We start from the raw sequence: 24,511 nt of genomic DNA on the forward strand, positions 1-24,511 counted from the left end.
TTTGTTACAGAAACGGCGCACCCGCTCCAGGGCCCGTCCAGAGATAAACGTAAAATCGCCGCGATGAGCACGCGCCCGAATTCGTCCAGACCAGCCCCTCCCGCCAAGAACGGTTCCCCGGTTTTGCGGTTTTTCGTCAAGACCGGCATCCTCTTCCTGGGGCTGGCGGCATGCGGCGTGCTGCTCGCCGGCATGGCGTTGGCGCTGGCCTGGCCCAACCTGCCCGACCTGCACGCCATGACCGACTACCGGCCGCGCGTGCCGCTGCGCGTCTATACCGCCGACCACGTCCTGATCGGCGAATTCGGCGAAGAGCGCCGCAACGTGCTGCGCTTCAACGAGATTCCCGACGTGATGAAGTCGGCCGTGCTGGCCGCCGAGGACGACCGCTTCTACCAGCACGGCGGCGTAGACTGGCTGGGCGTGATCCGCGCCGGCCTGGCCAACCTCACCAGCATGTCCAAGTCGCAGGGCGCCAGCACCATCACCATGCAGGTGGCGCGCAATTTCTATCTCTCGTCGGAAAAGACGTATTCGCGCAAGTTCTACGAACTGCTGCTCACCTTCAAGATCGAATCGCAGCTCACCAAGGACCAGATCCTCGAGCTGTACATGAACCAGATCTACCTCGGCCACCGCGCCTACGGCTTCGCCGCCGCCGCCCGCACCTACTTCGGCAAGCCGCTGTCGCAGGTCACCGCGGCCGAGGCCGCGCTGCTGGCCGGCATCCCCAAGGCGCCCTCGCGCTTCAACCCCATCGCCAACCGGCCGCGTGCCGAACTGCGCCAGCGCTACGTGCTGGGGCGCATGTATTCGCTGGGCTATCTCACCGACGAAGAGTACAAGGCCGCAGTGGCCCAGCCCATCGTGATCAAGTCGGCCGAAGGCACGCCGGCAGGCGGCTACGCCATCCATGGCGAATACGTGGCCGAGCTCGCGCGCCAGCTGCTCTACAACGTGTACCAGGACAACCTGTACTCCCGCGGCATCAACATCTACACCACGGTGCAGTCCAAGGACCAGGAGCTCGCCTACCGCGCGGTGCGCGACGGCGTGCTGGAATACACCCGGCGCGCGCCCTACCCCGGGCCCGAAGACCAGCTGGAGCTGCCCGCCGGCCTGGAGAACGACGCCGAGGCGCTGGACGACTTCCTGGACGGCGTGTTCGAGAAATATCCCGACAGCGGCGACCTCATGACCGCCGTGGTGCTGTCGGCCAGCCCCGCCGAGATCAAGCTGGCGCGCAGCGCGAGCGAGATCATCACCATCAACGACAAGAAGGCCCTGGCCGTGGTGGCGCGCGCGCTGGGCGAGCGCGCCAAGCCGGAGAACCGCATCAAGCGCGGCTCCGTGGTGTACGTGCACAAGTACAACGACGGCTGGGAAGTCATCAACATGCCGGCCGTGCAGGCGGCCTTCGTGGCGCTCTCGCCCCAGGACGGCGCCATCAAGGCCATGGTGGGCGGCTTCGATTTCTATCGCGGCAACTTCAACCGCGTCACGCAGGCCTGGCGCCAGCCGGGCTCGAACATCAAGCCTTTCGTCTATGCGGCCGCGCTCGAGCGCGGCCTGACGCCGGCCACGCAGATCTCCGACCAGCCCTTCGAACTCAGCGCTGCCCAGACCGGCTCGCGCGCCTGGCATCCCAAGAACTACGGCAACCAGTACGAGCCCATGCTCACCATGCGGCAGGCGCTGTACAAGTCCAAGAACATGGTGTCGATCCGCATCCTGCAGGCCATCGGCCCGCAGTACGCGCAGGATTACCTCACGCGCTTCGGCTTCGACAAGGCCCGCCAGCCTGCCGTGCTGCCGCTGGCGCTGGGCGCAGGCTCGGTGACGCCGCTGCAGCTGGCCGGCGCCTACGCGGTGTTCGCCAACGGCGGCTATCGCATCACGCCCTACCTGATCGACCGCGTCACCGACAGCTCGGGCAAGGTGCTGATGCAATCGCGGCCCGTGGTGGCCGGCGACGCCGCCGTGCGGGCCATCGATCCCCGCACCGCCTACGTCATGGACGACATGCTGCGCGGCGTAGCCACCAGCGGCACGGCGGCCCGCGCGCGCGCCACGCTCAAGCGCAGCGACGTCGCGGGCAAGACCGGCACCACCAACGAATCGGTCGACGCCTGGTTCTCCGGCTACACCCCCACCCTGGTGGCCACGGCATGGCTGGGTTTCGACCAGCCGCGCTCGCTGGGTTCGCGCGAGACCGGCGGCGGCGTGGCCATGCCGATCTGGCTGGAATACATGCAGGAAGCGTTAAAAGGCGTGCCCGAACAGCAGCGCACGCGTCCGGATGGCCTGCTGACCGAGCGCGGCGACTTCTACTTCGCCGAGTTCCCGCCCGGCCAGGCCGTGGCCACGCTGGGCCTGGTGCAGCAGCAGCCCGCGGAAGACCGGCTGGGCGATTTCCTCAACGGCCTCACGCAAGACCGCGACGCGATCCGCGTGTCGCCCGACGTGGGAACGCGCAGCTCCCAGCCCTGGTCGCAGCACATCCCCTTCTGATACCAACAGGTGTCAGACACCTCTGGTGTCTGACACCTGCAAACCGGCACTGCACACCTGCAAACCGGCAAGGCCCCGGACTCCTCCAACACCCCCGGGACTACAATTTCACGCTGATCGGCTGGCCCGCGGCATCGGAGAAGATCTGCGACAGGGCCTCGGGCAGGCGCGGGCCGCCGCGGGTGTCGTTCCAGTGCTGGCCGTCGTACTTGTAGTGGAACCCGCCGGAACGCGCGGCCACCCAGAGTTCCTGCATGGCAGCCTGGGAATTGACGACGACGTGGACGTCGTCGTCGAACACCAGCGTCAGGACGTTGCCGCTGCGGCTGGCCTCGACATCGACGTCGAGCGAAGCCGCCCAATCGTCGGCCTGGCTCTCGATGCTGTCGAGAACCTGGTCGGTCAACTCAAGAAATTCGGTTTCGGTCATAATCCAACCTGCAACGTTTACGGAGTTACCTGTGTCCCATCTGGCACGCAGCCGCATGGTTCTTCGCATTGTAGCCACGCTGGCGGCCACGGGCGTGCTTGCCGCATGCGGTTTCAAGGGCCCGCTGTACCTGCCCGAATCGCAAGGCCAGGGTCCGGCGCAATCCGCGCCGCCCGCTCCCAACACCGCCCCCATCCCGCCCGCCGACTACATCATCACCCAATGAGCGCCCCCCATTCCGCGTCCCGGCCCGAACTGGTCGGCCATCCCCATTTCCACTACCTCGACGGGGTGCTGCACGCCGAAGGCGTGCGCCTGGACCAGCTCGCGCAGGCCCTGGGCACGCCGCTTTACGTCTATTCCCGGGCGGCGCTGGCGGCGGCCTGGCAGCGCTACCGCGATGCCATCGGTTCGCGTCCGGTGCTGGTGTGCTACGGCATGAAGGCCAATTCCAACCTGGCCGTGCTCAAGGAGTTCGCGCGGCTGGGCGCGGGCTTCGACATCGTTTCCGGCGGCGAGCTCCAGCGCGTGCTGGCCGTGGGCGGCGATCCGGCCCGGATCGTGTTCTCGGGCGTGGGCAAGCAGGAATGGGAGATGCGCGCCGCGCTGGCGGCAGGCGTGAAGTGCTTCAACGTGGAGTCCACCGCCGAACTGGCCAGGCTGTCGCAGGTTGCCCAGGCCTGCGGCCTCACGGCGCGCGTGTCGCTGCGCGTCAATCCCGACGTGGACCCGCAGACGCATCCCTACATCTCCACGGGCCTCAAGGAAAACAAGTTCGGCATCGCCATCGACGAGGCGCTGGAGGCCTATCGCACGGCCGCCAGCCTGCCCGGCATCGAGGTCGTGGGCGTGGACTGCCACATCGGCTCGCAGCTCACCGACATCACGCCGTATTTCGACGCCCTCGAGAAGCTGCTGGACCTGATCGACCGCCTGGCCGCGGCCGGCATCCGCATCCGGCACCTGGACCTGGGCGGCGGCCTGGGCATCCGCTACACCGACGAGGAAGCGCCCTCGCCCCAGGCCCTGCTCGACCGCGTGTTCGCACGCCTGGAGGCACGCGGCCTGGGCCACCTGCACCTGATGCTGGAGCCGGGCCGCTCGCTGGTGGGCAATGCCGGCGTGCTGCTCACCACCGTGCAGTTCCTCAAGCACAACGCAGACCGCAATTTCGCCATCGTCGACGCCGCCATGAACGACCTGCTGCGTCCCACGCTGTACCAGGCCTATCATGGCGTACGCCCCGTGGCGCCGCGCCAGGCGTCGGGCAGGGTATACGACGTGGTGGGCCCGGTGTGCGAGAGCGGCGACTGGCTGGCCAAGGAACGCGAGCTTGCCCTCGAGGAAGGCGACGTCCTGGCCATCGAATCGGCCGGCGCCTACGGCATGGTGATGGCAAGCAACTACAACACCCGCGCGCGGCCCGCCGAGGTCATGGTGGACGGCGCGCGCTACCACGTGGTGCGCCAGCGCGAAACCCTCGAAGACCTGCTGCGCGGCGAGTCCACGCTGCCCTAAGGCCCCAGCGCGGCAAGGCACGCAGCAGCCGGCCGCGCATCGAGACAAACCACGATAGCCGCGCGGCGGCGTTCGCGCCAGAATGCCTCCAGAGACAACAACCCTGGAGACAAACCATGCGCAGCCTTTTCGCCGCCGTCCTGCTGGCGGCCCTGCCGGCCGCCGCTTCGGCGGCCGATTTTCCTTCCCAGCCCGTTTCGCTCGTCGTGCCCAACCCGCCGGGCGGCCTGGTCGACACTTCCGCCCGCCTGGTGGCCGAGCCGCTGGCGCGCGCCCTGGGCGGCACGGTGGTGGTCGAGAACAAGGACGGCGGCAGCGGCAACATCGCCTACCAGTACGTGGCCCGCGCCAACCCCGACGGCCACACGCTGCTGGTGTCCTATTCCGCCTATCACGTCGGCAACCCCAACCTCAGCACCAAGCTGCCGTGGAAGCCCGCCGACTTCGTGCCCGTGGGCCTGGTCACCGTCTCCACCAACGTCATCGCCGTGCATCCCTCGCTGCCGGCCTCCACGCTGTCCGAGCTGATCGAGCACCTGAAACAGTCGCCCGGCAAGTACAACTATGCCTCGCAGGGCGTGGGCTCGCTCTCGCACATCGGCACCGAGATCTTCAAGCAGCAGACGGGCACCCAGATCACCCACGTGCCCTACCGCGGTTCGGGCGCGGCCATCCAGGACGTCCTGGCGGGTAATGTGCAGCTGTTCATCACCACGCCGCCTTCCGTGATGGGGCACGTGCGCAACGGCAAGCTCAAGGGCGTGGCGGTAGCCGGCAAGGAGCGCCATCCCATGCTGCCCGACGTGCCCACCACGGCCGAGGCCGGGCTGCCGACCTTCACGCTGGAAGCCTGGGTTGCCCTGTTCGCGCCCGCCGGCACCCCGCAGCCGGTGATCGACGAACTGGCGGCCAGCCTGCAGACGGCGCTGGCGCAGCCCGACACCGTCAAGCGCGCCGCGGATGCCGGCATCGAGGCCCGCTTCCAGGGCCCGCAGGAGCTCGCGCAGCGCGTGGATACGGAAATGACCTACTGGGCCGATACGGTGAAGAAAGCCGGCATCACGCCGGAATGAAACCGGGGGGGGGGCAGGGCCGGACATCCGGCCAGCGGCCCCGGCCGCCGCGAGGGGTCCGCTGGCGCGGCCCTGCAGCAGGCCCTGCTACAGCTCGCCGTACGAGTGCAGGCCCGACAGGAACATGTTCACGCCCAGGAAGGCGAAGCCCGTGATCAGCAGGCCCACCAGGGCCCAGTAGGCAGCCATGGTGCCGCGCAGACCCTTGATGAGGCGCATGTGCAGCCAGGCCGCGTAGTTCAGCCAGACGATCAGCGCCCAGGTTTCCTTGGGATCCCATTGCCAGTAGGCGCCCCAGGCGTCGGCCGCCCACAGCGCGCCCAGCACCGTGGCCACCGTGAAGAAGGCAAAGCCCACCGCGATGGCCCGGTACATGATGTCGTCGAGCACTTCCAGCGGGGGCAGCGCCTGGGCAATGCGCCGGCGCGCAGCCAGGATGGCTCCCACGATCACCGCCCCCACGCCCGTATAGATCATCCACGTGGCCGACAGGCCGTCGGTGCGGAACACCATGGGCTCCGCGCACAGCAGCACGCCCAGCACGAACAGCGGCGCCAGCCTGATCCACGAGGTGGTCTGGCCGTGCTGCTTGACCAGGTAGGCGAAGCCCACCATCGCGGCCAGCGAGAACGTGCCGTAGCCGATGAAGTTGGCCGGCACGTGCAGCTTCATCCACCAGCTCTTGAGCGCCGGCACCAGCGGCTGGATCTGCCCCGCGTCACGCGTGAACGAATACCACAGCAGGAACACGATGGCCGACGAGACCACCAGCAGCACGAAGCCGCCGAGCGCGCGTGTGGCGTAGCGCCGTTCGTAATAGAGGTAGAACAGCGCGGTGATCAGGCAGAACAGCACGAAGACTTCGTACAGGTTGCTCACCGGGATGTGGCCGAGGTCCGGCCCCATGAGGTGGCCTTCGCGCCAGCGCACCAGCATGCCCGTGAGGCCCACGAACACCGCGCCCCAGGTGAGCGCCGTGCCCAGCCAGGCCGCCGTGGGGCTGAACAGCCCGCCCCAGTAGCACACGGTGGCCAGCATGAAGAGCGCGCTCATCCAGAGGATGGCCGACTGCGACGAGAACAGGTACTTCAGCAGGAATACCTGCTCGGCGCGCGCCAGGTCGTTCTGGTAGAGCATCAGCGCCAGGCCCGTTGCCAGGGCGCAGGCCAGCATCAGCCCGCGCAGCGGGCGCCACAGCCAGCCCAGCCAGGCCAGGGCCGGCACGGCGGCGCACAGGATGGCCTGCTCGTAGCCGTCCATGGCATGACCGTATCGGGTGAGCGCATAGCCGGCGCCCACCGCCAGCAGCAGGAAGAACACGGCGTCGGTCCAGTCGGGACGGCCGCGCTGCGCGCGCCGGTCGCCGGTCTGGGACAGCCCCTGCGGCCAGGCGGCCGGGGGCGGGGAAGTCGTGGCGGGATTGGACATGGGAACCTCAGGACCTCTCTTGCCGGTTTAACAGTGCAGCCCGGAAGCGTTCGAACTCGTGGTTGAAGTCGAGTGTACGCTTCTGGGACGTCATGGCGGCCAGCACCGCCGCGCCGCCGGCCTCCCCGGCCGGGCGGATCCACGCCCACACGCGGCGGTCGCGGATGTAGAACATGGAGAAGATGCCCGCGATCAGCAGCAGGCAGCCCAGGTAGACGGTGGTCTTGCCGGGCGTGCGGCTCACCTGGAACACGCTGGCCTGCACGTGCTTGAAGTCGCTCAGCGCGAAGAATACCGGCGCCGGATACACCGTCAGGTCCGACAGCGCCGCCACCGCCAGGCGCGACCACTGGCCTGCCGCCTCCGCCAGCTCGGGCCGGGACACGTCCACGGGCGCCAGGCCGGCGCGCTCGCGGGCAACATCCCGCAGTTCGGCCACGCTGGCGCCGATCAGGCGCACCACGACGTCGGCGGCCCGTTCCAGGTCGGCTGCCGGCGTGTTGGCCTGCAGGAAATCCGCGATGGCCTGCAGGCCGCCCTGGGCAAAGGTGTCCAGCGCGCGCCCGGCCGCCGTCTGCAGGGGCTGGATGTCGCCGCCCTCGGGAACGTTGCGCACAGCGAAGCGCCGCGCGGCCTCCTGCCGGGCCTGCGGGTCCGCCAGGGCCGCGCGCAGGCGCATGAATTCGGCCAGCGAACCGTTCTCGTCGGCCGGCATGCGCACATAGCGGTAGTTCTCGCCCGCATTGTTGCGCACCCCCGCCAGGAATACCGACGCGCCGTCCAGCGTCATGGGCAGCATGTAGTTCTGGAACTCGCGCGCCTGGCCGGAATCGTCGATCAGGCGGTATTCGACGCTGGGGCCGATGTTGCGCAGGCTGTCGTTCTTCCTGCCGGCGGCGCTGCCCGCCACCGAGGCCACGTGTTCGCCCAGCGTGCGGGCGGCGGCCGGCGCGCCCCCTGAGAGGTCCTCGACGTTGATGGGCCGCAAGGCCGTGATCTCCACCTGCAGGGCATGGCGCCGCCCCTGGGCATCGGCCGCGCTGACCTCGGTGCGCTGGCCCACCTTGCCGTTGACGGCGAACATGGCGCCGTCCTGCCCCACCAGCGGGTAGCCCGTGAGCGCCACCGTGCTGCCGCCGTCGTCGAAGCTGGACTGGTAGACCGTGACGCCCTTGTAGCGCAGCGGCTCGTTCACCTCGATGGTGGCGTCGAAGCGCTCGCCCGTCGCGGGATCGGTGACTTCCACCTGGCTGGCGAAACGGCTGGGCATGCCGGTGGAGTAGTAATCGATGATGAACCGCTTCAGCCGCAGCGCAAACGGCAGGGGCTGCACCAGCGCGCCGTCGCCCACCATCACCACCGCCGAGCCGACCTGGTCCCCCTCGGGCACCAGCACGCTGGCGCGGTAGCTGGGATTGGCCACCGACAGGCGGCCGCTGGGCGGCACTTCCGCGATGAGCATGTTGTCGACCACCGGCTGCTTGCCGCCCAGCAGCACCTGCAGGCGCACCGGCAATTCGCTGTCGAGCAGCCCGCCTACGCAGATGATGACGAGAGCCGCATGCGCGAAGATGTAGCCGAGCCGGTTGGCCGACCCTTTCTTGGCGGCGAGCATCACGCTCTCGCCGTCGCGGCGCTCGCGCACGGCATAGCCCATGCCTGCCAGCAGGCCCCGCACGCGTTCGGCCGTCTGCGCCACCGTGCCGGCCTCGACCGCCTCGACACGATGCGGGAAGGCGCGCAGGCTGCCGGCGCGCACGTGCTCGCGGAACGAGCGCGCGTCGCGCACCATCTTGGGCGCGTTGCGCGTCAGGCAGATGGAGGTGGACACCACCAGGAACGCCATGATCAGCAGGAACCACCAGCTGTTGTAGACGTGCCAGATCGAGAACTTGTCGAACACCTCGAACCAGAACGGGCCGAACTGGTCGATGTAGTTGCTGGAGGGACGGTTCTGCGCGAGTACGGTGCCCACCACGCTCGCCACGCATACGAACATCAGCAGGCTGACCGCAAAGCGCATCGAACTGAGCAGTTCGACCAGGTCGCCAGCCAGGCTGCGGCGATAGGAGCGGGAAACGTCGGAAGTCTGTGTCATGAAGAAAAGGGAGGCGGTACGGCGGGCCTCCCTTGTAGACAGCACGCGCCGGTTGCGGGTTCCGGCGCGCAGATGCGGCAGCGATGCGGCGACTGCCGCACCGCACGCATATTAGCGCAGACCGGCAGCGTAATCGGCCACGGCCTTGATGTCGCCGTCGGACATGCGGTCGGCGATTTCATGCATGGGCTGGCTGTTGGCGCGCTCGCCGCTGCGGAACAGCTTGAGCTGCGCCTCGAGATACGCCGGGAACTGGCCCGACAGGCGCGGATACTGCCCGGGAATGCCCGCGCCATTGGCGCCGTGACAGGCCGCGCAGGCAGGAACGCCGCGCTCGGGCAGGCCGCCGCGCCAGATCTTGCGGCCCTGCTCCACCAGCGCCTCGTAGCCGGCCGTGGCCGGCTGCTCGAGCGGCTGCTGCGAGAGATACAGCGCCACGTTCTGCATGTCTTCGGTGGTGAGCGGCTGGGCCATGGGAGTCATGGGGGTGGGCGCGTTGCCGGGGCCCTTGCGCAGGGGCAGCGTCTCGCCTTGCTTGACCTTGAATTCCGTGAGCTGCTTGACCAGGTATTCGTGCGGCTGGGCCGCCAGGTTCGGGTTCGCGGGTATGGCGCTGTTGCCCTTTGCGCCATGACAGGACGCGCAAGCCACGATGCCACGCGCCGCGTCGCCCTGTTCGTAGAGCTGTCCGCCCTTGGCGGCATCGGGTTGGGCCGGTGCCTGGGCACCCTGGGCGATACACGTGGAATGAGCGGCTACGCCAAGCACCAGTCCGCTCGTTGCCAACATCCGGGACAGCACACGCTTCATGTAGACCTCGTCGATCGGATATCGATCAAGGCACGAAGAAAACTCGCGCCCACGCTTGCCCGCACGTCTCCTTGCAGGTTTTGCGCCACGCGCGCCTCGGTGCACTACGAGCCACCATCCTGGCGCTGCGTCTCGCCCCGGCCTCCTCGCCTTTGTCCCTGTTTTAGTTGGAATCGCGGACGATTTTGCCGGCCCCTCGTGCGGGGACCACTGTTGCAAACGCACGATTATACAATAGGGTTCGCAACCATCCGGCTACCACCCAACGTGTCCCTACTGCACCGCGCCTCCTTCTTCATCTCGGCGGCCCGCCTCGACCAGCTTCCGCCGGCCGGTGCGCCCGAAGTGTGCTTCGTCGGCCGCTCCAATGCCGGCAAGTCCTCCGCCATCAACGTGCTGTGCAACCAGCGCCGCCTGGCCTACTCCAGCAAGACCCCTGGCCGCACGCGCCTGATCAACATGTTCGGCCTGCCCGATCCGCTCGACCCCGCCGCCCAGCTCGGCTTCCTGGTCGACCTGCCGGGCTACGGCTATGCCTCGGTGGCATACCGCGAGAAAGACAAGTGGGCCGACGTGCTCGGCGGCTACCTGCGCGACCGCAGCTCGCTGGCCGGCATCGTGCTGCTCATCGACATCCGCCGCGGCGTCACCGACCTCGACCGCCGCCTGGCCGACTTCATCGCCCCCACGGGCCGGCCGGTGCTCGCCCTGCTCACCAAGGCCGACAAGCTGCCCTACGGCCAGCGCGTGCGCGCCGTCTACGACGTGCGCAAGCAGCTGGCCGACATCGGCGCGCTCAACACCGTGCCGTTCTCGGCCACCGAACGCATCGGCCTGCCCGAAGCCACACAGACCATCGAGAACTGGATTTCCCCCAAGGTCGTACCATGACGCCGCATATCGTTTCCGCCGACTTCCCCGCCTCCCGCCCGCGCCGCCTGCGCCGCGACGACTTCACCCGCCGCCTGGTGCGCGAGAACGCGCTCACCGCAGACGACCTCATCTATCCCGTGTTCGTGGCCGAGGGCACCGGCCTGCAGCAGCCCGTGCCTTCGCTGCCCGGCGTGATGCGCCATTCGCTCGACACCCTGCTGCCCGTGGCCGAGCGCTGCGTCGCGCTGGGCATCCCCGTGATGGCCCTGTTCCCGGTGATCGATCCCGCCCTCAAGACGCCCGACGGCATCGAAGCCACCAACCCCGAGGGCCTGGTGCCGCGCGTGGTGGCCGAGCTCAAGCGGCGCTTCCCCGAACTCGGCGTGCTCACCGACGTGGCCCTGGACCCCTACACCAGCCACGGGCAGGACGGCCTGATCGACGACCAGGGCTACGTGCTGAACGAGCCCACGGTGGAGATCCTGATCCGCCAGGCCATGGTGCAGGCCGATGCCGGCGTCGACATCGTGGCGCCCAGCGACATGATGGACGGCCGCATCGCCGCCATCCGCCAGGCCCTGGAAGACGGCGGCCGCATCCACACCCGCATCATGGCCTACTCGGCCAAGTACGCCAGCGCCTTCTATGGCCCTTTCCGCGATGCGGTGGGCTCGGCCTCCAACCTGGGCAAGTCGAACAAGGCGGCCTACCAGATGGATCCGGGCAACATCGACGAGGCGCTGCGCGAGGTGGCCGCCGACCTGCGGGAAGGCGCCGACATGGTGATGGTCAAGCCCGGCATGCCCTACCTCGACGTGGTGCGCCGCGTGAAGGACGCCTTCCGCGTCCCCACCTTCGCCTACCAGGTCAGCGGCGAGTACGCCATGATCAAGGCGGCGGCCGCCAATGGCTGGCTGGACCACGACAAGGTCATGATGGAAGCCCTGCTGGCCTTCAAGCGGGCTGGCGCCGATGGCATCCTCACCTACTTCGCCATCGAGGCCGCCACACTGCTGCGCAAGGCGGCCTGACGGTCCGGTCGGCCCGCACAGCCGGCCATGCGGCGGGGCCGGCTCCTCAGCGCCTGCGCCGCAGTCCCAGCCAGGTTCCGCACAGCACGCACACCAGCCCTGCGAGATGGGCGCCGGTGATGCGCTCGCCCAGGAAGATGGCCGCGGCGATCAGGCCGAAGATGGGCAGCCAGTTCACGAACATCGCGGCCCGGCTCATGCCGAGCTGCGCGATGCCCGCGTTCCACATGAGGTTGCACACGCCCGAGGCAAAGACGCTGGTGAACACCACCAGCACCCATGGCCAGACCTCGAGCGTCCAGGAAGCGGCCTGGTACGTGGCCGGGCTCAGCGCCGCGTGCAGGGTGAGGGCGATGCAGCCCACGAGGTACATGTACCAGAGGATGGTGAGCGGATCGAGGGCGCGCGACACGCGCTGGATCACCAGCCCGCCGAAGACGAAGGCAGCCACGGCCAGGCCCACCAGCAGGTCCCCCCAGCCGGCATGGGCCAGCTGCCCGCCGCTGCCTGCCACCACCAGCGCCACGCCGCCCAGGCCCAGGCCTGCGCCGCCCAGCCGGCTGGGGGTGAGGCGCTCGCGGTAGAACAGCGCGGCCAGCAATGCCGACAGCAGCGGGCTGGTGGCCATGATGAGCGTGGCGTTGGCCGCCGAGGTGAGCCGCAGCCCCCAGACCAGCGTGGCCTGGTGCACGTACACGACCAGCGTGCCGCCGGCGATGAGCCAGGCCAGCTGCGCGGCCTGCAGCGGCGGGACGCGGCCGAAACGGGCATACAGGAACAGCGACACCGCGGCGAAGGCGATCTGGATGCGCACCGCGGCCACCACCATCACGTCCATCTTGCCGGTGAGGTACTTCATGGCCACGATGTTCGTGCCCCAGGTTGCCATGACCAGCATCAGCTGCAGGTACACCGGATCGAGGCGGCTCCGGGGTGGCGCGTTGGGCGGCGGACTGGACACGATGGCAGAAGGAGGAAACGGCGCAGGAGGCGCGCACCGCCATGGTACCCCGGGCCGCCCCGTGCGGCCTGCCCTGCCAGGCTTCAGCGCGATGCGACGCGCTCCAGCGTGGCGGCGAAGCGACGCGCGTCCTGGAAGCCGACCACGCGCTCGTCGGCGATCAGGCGGCCGCCCGGCGCGAAGAACATGATGCCGGGAGGGCCGAACAGCCGGAAGCGCTTGAGCAGCGCCCGGTCGTCGGGATTGTTGGCGGTGACGTCGGCCTGCAGCAGCAGCATGCCCCGCATGCGGGAGGCCACCTCGGGGTCGCTGAAGGTGAAGCGCTCCATTTCCCGGCAGGCCACGCACCAGTCGGCATAGAAGTCCAGCATCACGGGCCGGTCGCTGCGTGCCAGCAGCGCGTCGAGTTCGGCGTTGCTGCGCACCCGCTGGAACGAGACCGCGCCCGCGGCAGCCGGCGCGCCCGCCGCGGCCTGGCCGCGCGCCGCCAGGTGCGACAGCGGCTGCAGGACATCGCGTCCGCCGCTGGCCGCGCCCACCAGCCAGGCCGCCGCCAGCAGCGCCAGCAGCAGGCCCAGGCCCTTGGCGAACATGCGTCCGGGCCCCGCCCCGGCGGGCAGCGCATCGAAGGCCCGCAGCATCACCGCTCCCACCACGGCCAGGAAGGCCCAGCCCAGCATCTGCAGCCAGGTGGGCAGCACCGGCACCAGCATCCACCAGGCGGTGGCCAGCAGGAGCATGCCGAACAGGCGCTTGACGCCGTCCATCCAGGGCCCCGAGCGCGGCAGCAGCGCACCCGAGGACGCCCCCACCAGCAGCAGCGGCACGCCCATGCCCCAGGCCAGCGCGAACAGCGCGGCGCCGCCGAGCAGCACGTCGCCGGTCTGCGAGATGTAGAGCAGCGCGCCGGCCAGCGGCGCCGCCACGCAGGGCCCGACGATCAACGCGGAGATGGCGCCCATGACTGCCGCGCCGGCCGCGCGGCCGCCCGGGATCCGGTTGGAACACTCGGCCAGGCGCGCCTGCACGCCGGCCGGCACCTGGAAGGTGTAGACGTCGAACATGGCCAGGGCCAGCAAGGCCAGCAGCAGGGCGAACAGCCCCAGGAGCCAGGGCGTCTGCAGCCATGCGGCCAGGCCCGCGCCGCTCAGCCCGGCCGCCACGCCCAGGGCCGTATAGACCACCGACATGCCCAGCACGTAGGCGGCCGCCAGGCCCAGGCCGCGCCAGCGCGACGCCGGGCGCGCACCGCCCAGCACCACGGACGACAGAATGGGGATCATCGGCAGCACGCAGGGCGTGAAGGCCAGCAGCAGCCCCAGCAGCAGGAACACGCCGGCCGTGCCCAGCCAGCCCAGGCCGCCCAGCGCATCGGCCAGGCCCACGTCGCCGGCGCTCAGCAGCGCTTCCAGTCCGCCGGAGGCCGGGGCCGGCGTGGCGCCGGCGGGGGCGGCGGAGGCATCCAGGCCATAGCCGCCGTCCACCGGCACCAGGCGCACCATGCTGTCCATGGGCGGATAGCACAGGCCCGCGTCGGCACAGCCCTGGCTGGTGAGCGTGAGGGTCACCGGCCCGCCTTCCGCGGGACGCACCGGCACGCGGATCTCCACGCTGCGGTGATAGACCTCCATGTCCTTCTCGAAGGTCGGGTCGTACTTGACCTCGCCGCGCGGATAGGCCGCCTCGCCCAGCGCCGCCGCCTGCGGCGGGCTGGCCACCAGGCCGAAACGCTCGCGGTACATGTAGTAGCCCGGCGCGATCGCATAGCGCAGGACCAGCACGTCGGGCGCCGGCATGCTGGCGCTGAAGCCGAAGGCCTGCTCCGGCGGCAGGAAATCGGCTTCGGAAGCGGCACCCGCCGGCCGGACCGCAGACAGGAAGGCCGCAACGGCCAGCAGCACGCACAGCACGAAACCCGCGCCGGGCCATGCCGTCACACGGCGCAGGAAAGGAAAGGCGCTAAGGGACCGGACTGGACTGGGCTGCATGCGATGGGATCCTCAGGGCGTGTCTTGCGGCCGGGTCTGGGCGCGCACCCACTCGAGATAGGGCGCGGCCCCGCCGGCAACCGGCAGCACGAGGATCTCGGGCACTTCGTAGGGATGCAGGCGCTGCAGCGCCGCCACCACCTCGGCCTGGCGGCCATGGGTGGTCTTGATGGCGAGCGGCACCTCCTCGGCGCCCTCGATCTCGCCCTGCCAGCGATAGATGGACAAGCTTGGCGGGCCGATGTTCACGCAGGCCGCGAGACCTTCCTCGACCAGAACATGGGCGATGCGCTTGGCCAGCAGGGTGTCGGGCGCATTGCTGATCACCAGCACCACGTCGTCGTCATGCAGCATGCGGGCTCCGTGCGGGAAAGTGGCCCCGGGATGCGGGGTGACGGGCTATTTTATCTGCCCCGGCGCGCGCAGCCTGCGCACGCTGACGCATCGGCGGCGCCAAAAAGCAGAAACGGGCCCGCAGGCCCGTTCCCCGTTGCCGCATGGCTGGCCGGGATTACTCGGCGTCGCCTTCGGTTTCGGACGCATCCACTTCCGGACGGTCGACCAGCTCCATGAAAGCCATGGGAGCGTTGTCGCCCTGGCGGAAGCCCATCTTCAGCACGCGGGTGTAGCCGCCGTTGCGGTTCGCGTAGCGCGGACCGATTTCGGCGAACAGCTTGACCACGGCATCGCGGTCGCGCAGGCGGGCAAAGGCCAGGCGCTTGTTCGCGAGCGTGGGTTCCTTGCCCAGCGTGATCAGGGGCTCGATGACGCGGCGCAGTTCTTTCGCCTTGGGCAGCGTGGTCTTGATCGCTTCGTGAGTGATCAGCGAAACGGCCATGTTGCGGAACATGGCAAGACGGTGGCTGCTGGTGCGGTTGAGTTTACGCAGGCCATTACCGTGACGCATGATGATTTCCTTTGAATCTAGGTGACGGCGTTTCCGCCATCGGGTTGTCCGGCTCTTCTATCGGCCCGGGTTCGTGTGGATACCCAGCCGCGGTCCGGTGGAAAAGGCATCTTCCGATGCCGGCAAAAGGCCGGTTCCGGTTGCCCGGCGCCGGCCGCAAGGCTTAGGGGCGCTCGAGGCCCAGGGGAGGCCAGTTCTCGAGCTTCATGCCCAGAGTCAGGCCGCGTGCGGCCAGGACTTCCTTGATCTCGTTGAGCGACTTGCGGCCCAGGTTCGGGGTCTTGAGCAGCTCGTTCTCGGTACGCTGGATCAGGTCGCCGATGTAGTAGATGTTCTCGGCCTTCAGGCAGTTGGCCGAACGCACCGTGAGCTCCAGGTCGTCGACCGGGCGCAGCAGCACCGGATCGATCTGCGGCGTGCCGCGGACCGGGGCTTCGTACGAATCGCCGGCGCCTTCGAGGGCGGCGAACACGGAGATCTGGTCCATCAGGATGCGGGCCGACTGGCGCACCGCTTCTTCGGGCGAGATCACGCCGTTGGTCTCGATGTCCAGCACCAGCTTGTCGAGGTCGGTACGCTGCTCGACACGGGCGCTTTCCACCGCGTAGCTGACGCGGCGCACGGGGCTGAACGAAGCGTCGAGCACGATGCGGCCGATGGTATGCGTGCGGTCTTCGGACAGCGCGCGCACGTTGCCCGGCACATAGCCGCGGCCCTTCTCGACCTTGATCTGCATCTCCAGCTTGCCGGCTTCGGTCAGGTTGCAGATGAGGTGGTCGGGATTGATGATCTCGACGTCGTGCGGCAGTTCGATGTCGCTCGCCACGACCGAGCCGGCGCCGTTCTTGCGCAGCACCAGGGTGACTTCGTCGCGGTTGTGCAGCTTGAACACCACGCCCTTCAGGTTCAGCAGGATGTCGACCACGTCTTCGCGCACGCCCGGGATGGTCGAGTATTCGTGCACCACGCCGGTCATCTGGACTTCGGTGGGCGCATAGCCGGTCATCGACGACAGCAGGATGCGGCGCAGGGCATTGCCCAGCGTGTGGCCGTAGCCGCGCTCGAACGGCTCCATCACGATCTTGGCGTGGTGGGTGCCGACCGGTTCGACTTCGATGGAGCGCGGCTTCAGGAAACCTTGAGTGGACATGTACAGTATTCCTTTTCAATACCCTCGGCTCGTTACACCGATAAGGCTGATGGAAGAGAGAGACTTCTGACCGCAAAGCCCGCCCCGTCCGGGAAGGACGGCGGCGGGCCGTTGCGATGGGCAATGCATGGCAGGCGCCGTGCTCGCGCGGGTTGCGGCGGGTGCGCCGGGCACCCGCGGGCAATCAACGCGAATACAGTTCCACCACCATGGATTCGTTGATGTCACGGGCGACATCAGCGCGATCCGGAGGCGACTTGAAGGTGCCGGTCATCTTGGAGGTGTCGACCTCGACCCACTGCGGCAGGCCGATGCTGGTTGCCAGGTCGAGCGATTCCTTGATGCGGGACTGCTTCTTGGCCTTCTCGCGCACCGAGATCACGTCGCCGGCCTTGACCAGGATCGAGGCGACGTCGGCGGTGTGGCCGTTGAGCTCGATGGCGCGGTGGCTCACCAGCTGGCGCGCTTCGGCGCGGGTCGAGCCGAAGCCCATGCGGTACACCACGTTGTCCAGGCGCGATTCGAGCAGCTGGATCAGCGTTTCACCGGTGTTGCCGCGACGGCGCTCGGCCTCGGCGAAGTACTTGCGGAACTGCTTCTCGAGTACGCCGTACATGCGCTTGAGCTTCTGCTTCTCGCGCAGCTGCAGGCCGTAGTCGGACGTGCGCGCACCCGAGGTGCGGCCGTGCTGGCCGGGCTTGGAATCCAGCTTGCACTTGGAGTCCAGCGAACGGCGGGCGCTCTTGAGGAACAGGTCGGTGCCCTCGCGGCGCGAGAGCTTGCATTTGGGTCCAATATAACGTGCCATGTGGATTCCCTTTAGATACGACGACGCTTCGGCGGACGGCAGCCGTTGTGCGGAACGGGCGTGATGTCGGCGATGCTCGAGATCTTGATGCCCAGGGCGTTCAGCGCACGCACGGACGATTCACGGCCGGGGCCGGGGCCCTTGATGCGCACTTCGAGGGTCTTGATGCCGTATTCCATCGCAACGCGGCCGGCCGTCTCGGCGGCCACCTGCGCGGCGAACGGCGTGGACTTGCGCGAGCCCTTGAAGCCGGCGCCGCCCGACGTGGCCCACGAAAGGGCGTTGCCCTGGCGGTCGGTGATGGTGATGATGGTGTTGTTGAACGAAGCGTGAACGTGCGCGATGCCGTCCGAGACGTTCTTCTTGACCTTCTTGCGCACGCGCGAAGCGCCGCTGGTGGAAGCTTTCGCCATGATCTATTCCTCGATTATTTCTTCAGGGCCGCAGCAGCACGACGCGGACCCTTGCGGGTGCGGGCGTTGGTGCGGGTGCGCTGGCCACGTACGGGCAGGCCGCGCTTGTGACGCATGCCGCGATAGGTTCCCAGATCGATCAGGCGCTTGATCGAGAGCTGAACCTCGCGACGCAGGTCGCCTTCAACCGTGAACACGCCGACGTGTTCGCGGATGCGCTCCAGTTCGGCGTCGCTCAGATCCTTGACCTTCTTGGTCAGCGGGACGTTCGCCGCCTCGCAGATCTTGCGGGCACGCGTACGACCGATGCCAAAAATGGCGGTCAGGCCGATCTCGGCGTGCTGATGCGGCGGAATGTTGATGCCAGCAATACGGGCCATGACTGTTCCTTGATAGTTCCGTTGCGTCCGCTAACCGGGTTAGCCTTGACGCTGCTTGTGACGCGGGTCGGTGCAGATGACACGCACCACGCCGTGACGTTTGATTACTTTGCAGTTGCGGCAGATCCGCTTGACCGATGCCATTACTTTCATGGTTGACTCCTAATTTTCCGTAACCCGGCCGCTATTTCGAGCGGAAGACGATCCTGGCGCGGGAAAGGTCATAGGGAGTGAGCTCCACTGTGACCTTGTCGCCCGGCAGGATCCGGATGTAATGCATACGCATCTTGCCGGAAATATGGCCCAGCACCACATGGCCGTTTTCAAGCTTGACGCGAAAAGTCGCGTTGGGGAGGTTCTCCAGAACCTCACCTTGCATCTGGATGACGTCGTCCTTGGACATTGCTCTCGTTTATCGCATCGGCAAACCCGTACCCTTGAAGTTCGCCTTCTTGAGCAGCGAGTCATACTGGTGGGACATCATGTAGGCCTGGACCTGAGCCATGAAATCCATCGTGACAACAACAATAATCAACAGGGACGTGCCACCGAAGTAGAACGGTACGTTCCAGCGCATGACCAGGAACTCGGGCAGCAGGCACACCAGCGTGATGTAGATGGCGCCGGCCAGGGTCAGGCGCATCAGGATCTTGTCGATGTACCGCGCCGTCTGTTCACCGGGACGGATCCCGGGCACGAAAGCGCCGCTCTTCTTCAGGTTGTCTGCAGTTTCACGGCTGTTGAAAACCAGCGCCGTATAGAAAAAGCAGAAGAAAATAATGGCGACCGAGTACAGCGTGATGTAGAGCGGTTGCCGGGGTTCGAGGGCCGCAGCCAGGTCGCGCAGCCAGGTCATGCTCTGGCCGCTCGAGAACCAGCTGGTGATCGTGGCCGGGAACAGGATGATCGACGACGCGAAGATCGGCGGAATCACCCCGGCCATGTTCAGCTTGAGCGGCAGGTGCGAGCTCTGGCCGCCGTACACCTTGTTGCCGACCTGGCGCTTGGCGTAGTTCACCGTGATCTTGCGCTGGCCCCGCTCGACGAACACCACGAAGGCGGTCACGAGCACGACCAGGGCAACGATGAACAGCGCCGACAGCACCGACATGGCGTTGGTACGGACCAGGTCCAGCAGCCCGGCCAGCGCCGTGGGCAGGCCCGCGACGATACCGGCGAAGATCAGGATCGAGATGCCGTTGCCCAGCCCCCGCTCGGTGATCTGCTCGCCCAGCCACATGACGAACATGGTGCCCGTGACCAGCGTGACCACCGTGGTGAAGCGGAACAGCATGCCCGGATCGATGACCAGCCCCTGCTGCGACTCCAGCGCGATCGATATGCCCACCGCCTGCACCAGCGCCAGCACGACCGTGCCGTAGCGGGTGTACTGGGTGATACGCCGACGGCCCGCCTCGCCCTCTTTCTTGAGGGCTTCCAGCGAGGGCACCACCACCGTCATGAGCTGCATGATGATGGATGCCGAGATGTACGGCATGATCCCCAGGGCGAAGATCGAAAAGCGCGACAGCGCACCGCCCGAGAACATGTTGAACAGGCCCAGGATTCCGCCCTGGTTCTGGCGGAACAGCTCCGCCAGCGCGTCCGGGTTGATGCCCGGAACCGGGATGTGCGTACCCAGACGGTATACCACCAGGGCGAGCACCAGGAACACGAGGCGGCGCTTCAGATCGCCGTAACGTGCTCCGGTCTTGCCTAGTGCCTGCGCTTTAGCCACTCGTCACCCCGTGTTCAAGCAAGCGAGCCGCCCGCGGCCTCGATGGCGGCGCGCGCGCCGGCCGTCGCGGTGATGCCGCGCAGGACCACCTTGCGCGACAGCTCGCCCGACTTGATGACCTTGGCGTAACGCACGGCCTGGCCCACCACGCCGGCGGCCTTCAGCGCCTGCACGTCGATTTCCTCGGCGGTCAGGGCTTGCAGGTCCGACAGGCGGACTTCGGCGTACAGGTGCTGGCCCAGCGGCGTGAAACCGCGCTTGGGCAGGCGACGCTGCAGCGGCATCTGGCCGCCTTCGAAGCCGACCTTGTGGAAGCCACCGGCACGCGACTTCTGGCCCTTGTGGCCACGGCCGGCGGTCTTGCCCAGACCCGAGCCGATGCCACGGCCGACGCGGCGCTTGGCGTGCTTGCTGCCCTCGGCGGGCTTGAGCGTATTGAGTTGGATATCCGACATCGTGATTCCTTAGGCTTCCGAGACGGAGACGAGATAATCCACCTTGCGGATCATCCCGCGCACCGCGGGCGTGTCGACCAGCACGCGGCTGCTGTTGATGCGGCGCAGGCCCAGACCGCGGATAGTATCGCGGTGGGATTGCTTGGTGCCGATCACGGAGCGCACGAGCGTAACTTTGATCTGCTTCTGAGCCATGATTTACCCCAGGATTTCTTCGACGGACTTGCCGCGCTTGGCAGCGACTTCCGCCGGGGTCAGGGAGGCGCGCAGACCGTTCAGGGTCGCACGGACCAGGTTGTACGGGTTGCTCGAGCCCAGGCTCTTGGCAACCACGTTGCGCACACCCATCACTTCGAAAATGGCGCGCATCGGGCCGCCGGCGATCACGCCGGTACCTTCGGCAGCCGGCGAGATCAGCACCGTGGAGGCGCCGTGCTTGCCCACCACCGTGTGATGCAGCGTGCCGTTCTTCAGGGCAACCTTGAACATGCCGCGGCGGGCCTGTTCCATCGCCTTCTGGACCGACACCGGCACTTCACGCGCCTTGCCCTTGCCCATGCCGATGCGGCCATCGCCGTCGCCCACCACGGTCAGCGCGGCAAAGCTCATGGTGCGACCACCCTTGACCACCTTGCTGACGCGGTTGACCGCGATCATCTTTTCGCGCAGACCGTCGTCGTTCTCTTTTTCCGCGGCGTTCTTGCCTTGTACTTTAGCCATTTGACAGATCCTCGCTTAGAACTTCAGGCCGGCTTCGCGCGCGGCTTCGGCCAGCGCCTTGACGCGGCCATGGTAACGAAAGCCCGAGCGGTCGAAGGCAACCAGTTCGATGCCGGCGGCCTTGGCCTTTTCGGCGACGCGCTTGCCGACCAGGGCTGCAGCGGCGGTGTTGCCGCCCAGGCCCGACTTGCCGGCCAGCTGCGCGCGCACCTCGGCTTCGATCGTGGAGGCGCTGACCAGCACGCGGTCGCCTTCCGGCGAAATGATGTTGGCGTAGATGTGCTGGTTCGAGCGGAAGACCGAGAGGCGATGTACGCGCAGTTCGGTGATCTTCCGGCGAGTCGAAACCGCACGACGCAAACGGGAAACTTTTTTGTCCATGATTCGTCCTTGCGTGCGCCGTTATTTCTTCTTGGTCTCTTTGATGACCACGCGCTCGTCCGCATAGCGCACGCCCTTGCCCTTGTAGGGTTCGGGTTCGCGGTAAGCGCGGATCTCGGCAGCCACCTGACCGACGACTTGCTTGTTGGAGCCCTTGATGACGATTTCCGTCTGGGTGGGGCATTCGGCCTTCACGCCGGCGGGCAGATCGTGCACCACATCGTGCGAGAAGCCCAGCTGCAGCTTGACGGCGTTGCCTTGCACGGAGGCGCGGTAACCCACGCCCACCAGGTTCAGCTTGCGCTCGAAACCCTTGCTGACGCCGGTGACCATGTTGGCGACCAGCGCACGCATGGTGCCCGACATCGCCTTGGCATGGCGGGAATCGTTCAGCACGGTGAAGCTCAGCTTGCCATCTTCCTGGCGAACGGCGACGTCGCCGGTCAGGGCCTGCGTCAGCGTGCCCAGCGGGCCCTTGACGACGATTTCACCGGCACTGATCGTGGCTTCGACGCCCTTGGGCAGCTCGACGGGGTATTTAGCGATACGTGACATGAGAATTTCTCCTTAGGCCACGTAGCACAGGACTTCGCCGCCCACGCCGTTGGCGCGAGCCTTGCGGTCGGTCATGACGCCGCGCGAGGTCGAAACGATAGCCACGCCCAGGCCGTTCATGACCTGGGGAATGCTGCTGCGGCCCTTGTAGATACGCAGGCCCGGGCGCGAGACGCGTTCGATGCGCTCGATGACCGGACGGCCGGCGTAGTACTTCAGGGTGATCTCGAGCTCAGGCTTGGCCTGGTCGCCCTTCACTTGGAAGCTCTCGATGTAGCCTTCGTCCTTCAGCACGGTGGCGATGGCCACCTTCAGCTTCGAGGAGGGCATGGTCACCGAGACCTTGTCTACTTGCTGCGCATTGCGAATGCGGGTCAGCATATCGGCGATGGGATCGCTCATGCTCATATTTTTTCTCCTACCAGCTGGCCTTGGTCATGCCGGGCACTTCGCCACGCATGGCCATCTCACGCAGTTTGTGGCGGGTCAGGCCGAACTTGCGGAATACACCGCGGGGACGACCGGTAACCACGCAGCGGCTGCGCTGGCGGGTGGGGTTTGCGTTGCGCGGCAGTTGCTGCAGCTTCAGGCGAGCCTGGTAACGCTCTTCGTCGGTTTTCGACTGGTCGTCGATGATCGCCTTCAGTTCGGCGCGCTTGGCGGCGTACTTGTCTGCCAGCTTGGCGCGCTTGATGTCGCGATTGATGAGGGAAAGTTTAGCCACGTCATCAGCCCCTTAGTTGCGGAACGGGAAGCTGAAGGCGGTCAGGAGCGCCTTGGCTTCTTCGTCGGTCTTGGCGGTGGTGGTGATGCTGATATTCAGCCCACGCAGCGCATCGATCTTGTCGTACTCGATCTCGGGGAAGATGATCTGCTCTTTCACCCCGATGTTGTAGTTGCCACGACCATCGAAGGCACGACCCGAGATGCCGCGGAAGTCGCGCACGCGAGGCAGCGCGACCGCCACCAGGCGATCCAGGAATTCGTACATGCGCTGGCCGCGCAGCGTGACCATGCAACCGATCGGGTAGTTCTCGCGGATCTTGAATCCGGCGATGGCCTTGCGGGTCTTGGTCACGACGGGCTTCTGGCCGGCGATCTTGGTGAGGTCGGAAACGGCGTGCTCGATGACCTTCTTGTCGGCGACCGCTTCCGAGACACCCATGTTCAGGGTGATCTTGGTGATGCGGGGCACTTCCATCACGCTCTTGTAGCCGAACTTGGCCTGCAGGTCGGCGACGACCTTGCTCTTGTAGAACTCTTGCAAACGAGACATGTCTTTCGCCCCTTACGCCTTGGCGCCGACGACGGCACCATTGGAACGGAACACGCGAACCTTGCGGCCGTCCTCTTCCTTGATGCCCACGCGATCGCCCTTGCCGGTGGCGGGGTTGAACAGCGCCACGTTGGAGATATGGATCGGAAGCGTCTTTTCGACGATGCCACCGGGGTTGTTGGCCATGGGGTTGGCCTTCATGTGCTTCTTGACGACGTTCACGCCCTCGACCAGCACGTGGTCGGCGTCGACGCGGGCCAGCACGGTGCCGCGACGCTTCTTGTCGCGACCAGTCAGGACGATGACTTCGTCACCTTTACGGATCTTGTTCATCGTGGGCTCCTTACAGCACTTCCGGGGCCAGCGACACGATCTTCATGAACTTCTCGGTACGCAGTTCGCGCGTAACGGGTCCGAAGATGCGGGTGCCGATGGGCTCCAGCTTGGCGTTGAGCAACACGGCGGCATTGCCACCGAACCGGATCAGCGAGCCGTCTTTGCGGCGCACGCCCTTGGCGGTACGCACCACCACGGCGTTGTAGATTTCGCCTTTCTTGACACGGCCGCGCGGGGCCGCATCCTTGACGCTCACCTTGATGATGTCGCCGATGCCGGCATAACGGCGCTTGGAGCCACCGAGCACCTTGATGCACATGACGGCACGCGCACCAGTATTGTCGGCCACGTCCAGCGTGGTCTGCATTTGGATCATGATTTTTCCTGTTCCAACTTAACCGGAAAAGACGCTTGAAGCCGCTGCGTGGCGGCTGAGCACCCCTTCCTGCCAGTTTTGGTCCCGTCAGGTCCGACGCGCGAAATGCACGGCGACCCTGGGTTGAAATCCTGCGGAAAGCTCTTTCCCAGGCACTACGATCTGCGCTCTCCGCCCGCACGCAAATACAAGGCGATAACGCAAACAATTTGGGAAAGCTGGTTATTCTAGCTTGATTGCTCGCGGCACGCAAGTGCTTTGTTGCATTGCCGCTTCGGGCGGGCAGCGGCCGCCA

General features: G+C 67.0%; 31 protein-coding genes. 6 read left to right on the plus strand and 25 right to left on the minus strand.

From position 1 onward, the window contains the following. Positions 1-63: 63 nt before the first annotated feature. Positions 64-2,511: a penicillin-binding protein 1A gene (locus ACYBYQ_RS20310; protein WP_459616225.1), complete on the plus strand. Its 2,448-nt coding sequence runs from the start codon at positions 64-66 to the stop codon at positions 2,509-2,511. 100 nt (positions 2,512-2,611) lie between these two features. On the opposite strand, the gene cyaY is transcribed toward ACYBYQ_RS20310, so the two are convergent. Further along, entirely contained in the window at positions 2,612-2,941 is a 330-nt protein-coding gene (gene cyaY / locus ACYBYQ_RS20315) for an iron donor protein CyaY (protein ID WP_459616226.1), read from the minus strand. A 55-nt stretch (positions 2,942-2,996) separates the two neighbouring features. Between cyaY and lptM the strand changes: the two genes are divergently transcribed. The 3 genes from lptM to ACYBYQ_RS20330 all read left to right on the plus strand — a co-directional run bounded on the left by lptM (position 2,997) and on the right by ACYBYQ_RS20330 (position 5,532). Continuing rightward, positions 2,997-3,167 carry an LPS translocon maturation chaperone LptM gene (gene lptM, locus ACYBYQ_RS20320; RefSeq protein ID WP_459616227.1) on the plus strand — a complete coding sequence of 57 codons (171 nt, stop codon included), beginning with the start codon at positions 2,997-2,999 and terminating at the stop codon, positions 3,165-3,167. After that, entirely contained in the window at positions 3,164-4,459 is a 1,296-nt protein-coding gene (lysA, locus tag ACYBYQ_RS20325; protein WP_459616228.1) for a diaminopimelate decarboxylase, read from the plus strand. Before lptM ends, lysA begins: the two co-directional genes overlap by 4 nt. A 116-nt stretch (positions 4,460-4,575) precedes the next feature. Next, entirely contained in the window at positions 4,576-5,532 is a 957-nt protein-coding gene (locus ACYBYQ_RS20330; RefSeq protein ID WP_459616229.1) for a Bug family tripartite tricarboxylate transporter substrate binding protein, read from the plus strand. A gap of 87 nt (positions 5,533-5,619) precedes the next feature. On the opposite strand, the gene ccsB is transcribed toward ACYBYQ_RS20330, so the two are convergent. The 3 genes from ccsB to ACYBYQ_RS20345 all read right to left on the minus strand — a co-directional run bounded on the left by ccsB (position 5,620) and on the right by ACYBYQ_RS20345 (position 9,868). Further along, complete coding sequence (ccsB, locus tag ACYBYQ_RS20335; RefSeq protein ID WP_459616230.1) at positions 5,620-6,960, minus strand: c-type cytochrome biogenesis protein CcsB; 1,341 nt, start codon at positions 6,958-6,960, stop codon at positions 5,620-5,622. 7 nt (positions 6,961-6,967) lie between these two features. Then, positions 6,968-9,058: a cytochrome c biogenesis protein ResB gene (locus ACYBYQ_RS20340; RefSeq protein ID WP_459616231.1), complete on the minus strand. Its 2,091-nt coding sequence runs from the start codon at positions 9,056-9,058 to the stop codon at positions 6,968-6,970. Between the two features lie 111 nt (positions 9,059-9,169). Then, positions 9,170-9,868 carry a c-type cytochrome gene (locus tag ACYBYQ_RS20345; RefSeq protein ID WP_459616232.1) on the minus strand — a complete coding sequence of 233 codons (699 nt, stop codon included), beginning with the start codon at positions 9,866-9,868 and terminating at the stop codon, positions 9,170-9,172. 267 nt (positions 9,869-10,135) lie between these two features. On the opposite strand from ACYBYQ_RS20345, the gene yihA reads away from it, so the two are divergent. Together yihA and hemB are read left to right on the plus strand one after the other, a co-directional pair. After that, positions 10,136-10,759, plus strand: a complete 624-nt coding sequence (gene yihA / locus ACYBYQ_RS20350) for a ribosome biogenesis GTP-binding protein YihA/YsxC (RefSeq protein WP_459616233.1) — start codon at positions 10,136-10,138, stop codon at positions 10,757-10,759. After that, on the plus strand, positions 10,756-11,772 hold the full coding sequence (hemB, locus tag ACYBYQ_RS20355) for a porphobilinogen synthase (RefSeq protein WP_459616234.1): 1,017 nt from the start codon (positions 10,756-10,758) through the stop codon (positions 11,770-11,772). Before yihA ends, hemB begins: the two co-directional genes overlap by 4 nt. A 46-nt stretch (positions 11,773-11,818) precedes the next feature. On the opposite strand, the gene ACYBYQ_RS20360 is transcribed toward hemB, so the two are convergent. The 21 genes from ACYBYQ_RS20360 to rplN all read right to left on the minus strand — a co-directional run bounded on the left by ACYBYQ_RS20360 (position 11,819) and on the right by rplN (position 24,216). After that, complete coding sequence (locus ACYBYQ_RS20360; protein ID WP_459618837.1) at positions 11,819-12,670, minus strand: DMT family transporter; 852 nt, start codon at positions 12,668-12,670, stop codon at positions 11,819-11,821. Between the two features lie 146 nt (positions 12,671-12,816). Further along, a complete protein-coding gene (gene dsbD / locus ACYBYQ_RS20365; protein WP_459616235.1) occupies positions 12,817-14,721 on the minus strand; it encodes a protein-disulfide reductase DsbD in 1,905 nt (634 codons plus the stop codon). A gap of 12 nt (positions 14,722-14,733) precedes the next feature. After that, positions 14,734-15,075: a divalent-cation tolerance protein CutA gene (gene cutA / locus ACYBYQ_RS20370; RefSeq protein WP_459616236.1), complete on the minus strand. Its 342-nt coding sequence runs from the start codon at positions 15,073-15,075 to the stop codon at positions 14,734-14,736. A gap of 157 nt (positions 15,076-15,232) precedes the next feature. Then, positions 15,233-15,628: a 50S ribosomal protein L17 gene (rplQ, locus tag ACYBYQ_RS20375; protein WP_459616237.1), complete on the minus strand. Its 396-nt coding sequence runs from the start codon at positions 15,626-15,628 to the stop codon at positions 15,233-15,235. A gap of 163 nt (positions 15,629-15,791) precedes the next feature. Continuing rightward, positions 15,792-16,778 (minus strand): DNA-directed RNA polymerase subunit alpha, encoded by a 987-nt coding sequence (locus ACYBYQ_RS20380; protein ID WP_459616238.1) that lies wholly within the window; start codon positions 16,776-16,778, stop codon positions 15,792-15,794. A gap of 184 nt (positions 16,779-16,962) precedes the next feature. Continuing rightward, positions 16,963-17,586: a 30S ribosomal protein S4 gene (gene rpsD / locus ACYBYQ_RS20385; RefSeq protein WP_459616239.1), complete on the minus strand. Its 624-nt coding sequence runs from the start codon at positions 17,584-17,586 to the stop codon at positions 16,963-16,965. Between the two features lie 11 nt (positions 17,587-17,597). Beyond that, positions 17,598-17,999 carry a 30S ribosomal protein S11 gene (gene rpsK, locus ACYBYQ_RS20390; protein ID WP_003806930.1) on the minus strand — a complete coding sequence of 134 codons (402 nt, stop codon included), beginning with the start codon at positions 17,997-17,999 and terminating at the stop codon, positions 17,598-17,600. A 14-nt stretch (positions 18,000-18,013) separates the two neighbouring features. Next, entirely contained in the window at positions 18,014-18,379 is a 366-nt protein-coding gene (rpsM, locus tag ACYBYQ_RS20395) for a 30S ribosomal protein S13 (protein WP_459616240.1), read from the minus strand. A 39-nt stretch (positions 18,380-18,418) separates the two neighbouring features. After that, positions 18,419-18,532 (minus strand): 50S ribosomal protein L36, encoded by a 114-nt coding sequence (rpmJ, locus tag ACYBYQ_RS20400; RefSeq protein WP_003806928.1) that lies wholly within the window; start codon positions 18,530-18,532, stop codon positions 18,419-18,421. A gap of 31 nt (positions 18,533-18,563) precedes the next feature. After that, positions 18,564-18,782, minus strand: a complete 219-nt coding sequence (gene infA, locus ACYBYQ_RS20405) for a translation initiation factor IF-1 (protein ID WP_165023363.1) — start codon at positions 18,780-18,782, stop codon at positions 18,564-18,566. A gap of 9 nt (positions 18,783-18,791) precedes the next feature. After that, the gene (gene secY, locus ACYBYQ_RS20410) at positions 18,792-20,117 is read right to left on the minus strand and encodes a preprotein translocase subunit SecY (RefSeq protein WP_459616241.1); all 1,326 of its coding nucleotides are present in this window, start codon (positions 20,115-20,117) and stop codon (positions 18,792-18,794) included. 14 nt (positions 20,118-20,131) lie between these two features. Further along, the gene (gene rplO, locus ACYBYQ_RS20415) at positions 20,132-20,572 is read right to left on the minus strand and encodes a 50S ribosomal protein L15 (protein WP_459616242.1); all 441 of its coding nucleotides are present in this window, start codon (positions 20,570-20,572) and stop codon (positions 20,132-20,134) included. A gap of 9 nt (positions 20,573-20,581) precedes the next feature. Continuing rightward, positions 20,582-20,767, minus strand: a complete 186-nt coding sequence (rpmD, locus tag ACYBYQ_RS20420; protein ID WP_459616243.1) for a 50S ribosomal protein L30 — start codon at positions 20,765-20,767, stop codon at positions 20,582-20,584. A 3-nt stretch (positions 20,768-20,770) separates the two neighbouring features. Further along, positions 20,771-21,292 (minus strand): 30S ribosomal protein S5, encoded by a 522-nt coding sequence (gene rpsE / locus ACYBYQ_RS20425; RefSeq protein ID WP_459616244.1) that lies wholly within the window; start codon positions 21,290-21,292, stop codon positions 20,771-20,773. Positions 21,293-21,307: 15 nt separating this feature from the next. Then, positions 21,308-21,673: a 50S ribosomal protein L18 gene (rplR, locus tag ACYBYQ_RS20430; RefSeq protein WP_459616245.1), complete on the minus strand. Its 366-nt coding sequence runs from the start codon at positions 21,671-21,673 to the stop codon at positions 21,308-21,310. A 21-nt stretch (positions 21,674-21,694) separates the two neighbouring features. After that, on the minus strand, positions 21,695-22,228 hold the full coding sequence (gene rplF, locus ACYBYQ_RS20435; protein ID WP_459616246.1) for a 50S ribosomal protein L6: 534 nt from the start codon (positions 22,226-22,228) through the stop codon (positions 21,695-21,697). Between the two features lie 12 nt (positions 22,229-22,240). Continuing rightward, a complete protein-coding gene (gene rpsH / locus ACYBYQ_RS20440) occupies positions 22,241-22,636 on the minus strand; it encodes a 30S ribosomal protein S8 (RefSeq protein WP_459616247.1) in 396 nt (131 codons plus the stop codon). A 10-nt stretch (positions 22,637-22,646) separates the two neighbouring features. Continuing rightward, entirely contained in the window at positions 22,647-22,952 is a 306-nt protein-coding gene (gene rpsN / locus ACYBYQ_RS20445; RefSeq protein ID WP_459616248.1) for a 30S ribosomal protein S14, read from the minus strand. Positions 22,953-22,964: 12 nt separating this feature from the next. Continuing rightward, a complete protein-coding gene (gene rplE / locus ACYBYQ_RS20450; protein WP_459616249.1) occupies positions 22,965-23,504 on the minus strand; it encodes a 50S ribosomal protein L5 in 540 nt (179 codons plus the stop codon). A gap of 12 nt (positions 23,505-23,516) precedes the next feature. Further along, a complete protein-coding gene (gene rplX / locus ACYBYQ_RS20455; protein ID WP_459616250.1) occupies positions 23,517-23,837 on the minus strand; it encodes a 50S ribosomal protein L24 in 321 nt (106 codons plus the stop codon). A 10-nt stretch (positions 23,838-23,847) separates the two neighbouring features. After that, a complete protein-coding gene (gene rplN / locus ACYBYQ_RS20460; protein WP_005017313.1) occupies positions 23,848-24,216 on the minus strand; it encodes a 50S ribosomal protein L14 in 369 nt (122 codons plus the stop codon). Positions 24,217-24,511: the final 295 nt, after the last annotated feature.

The sequence above is a fragment of the Bordetella sp. 2513F2 genome (assembly GCF_054642735.1).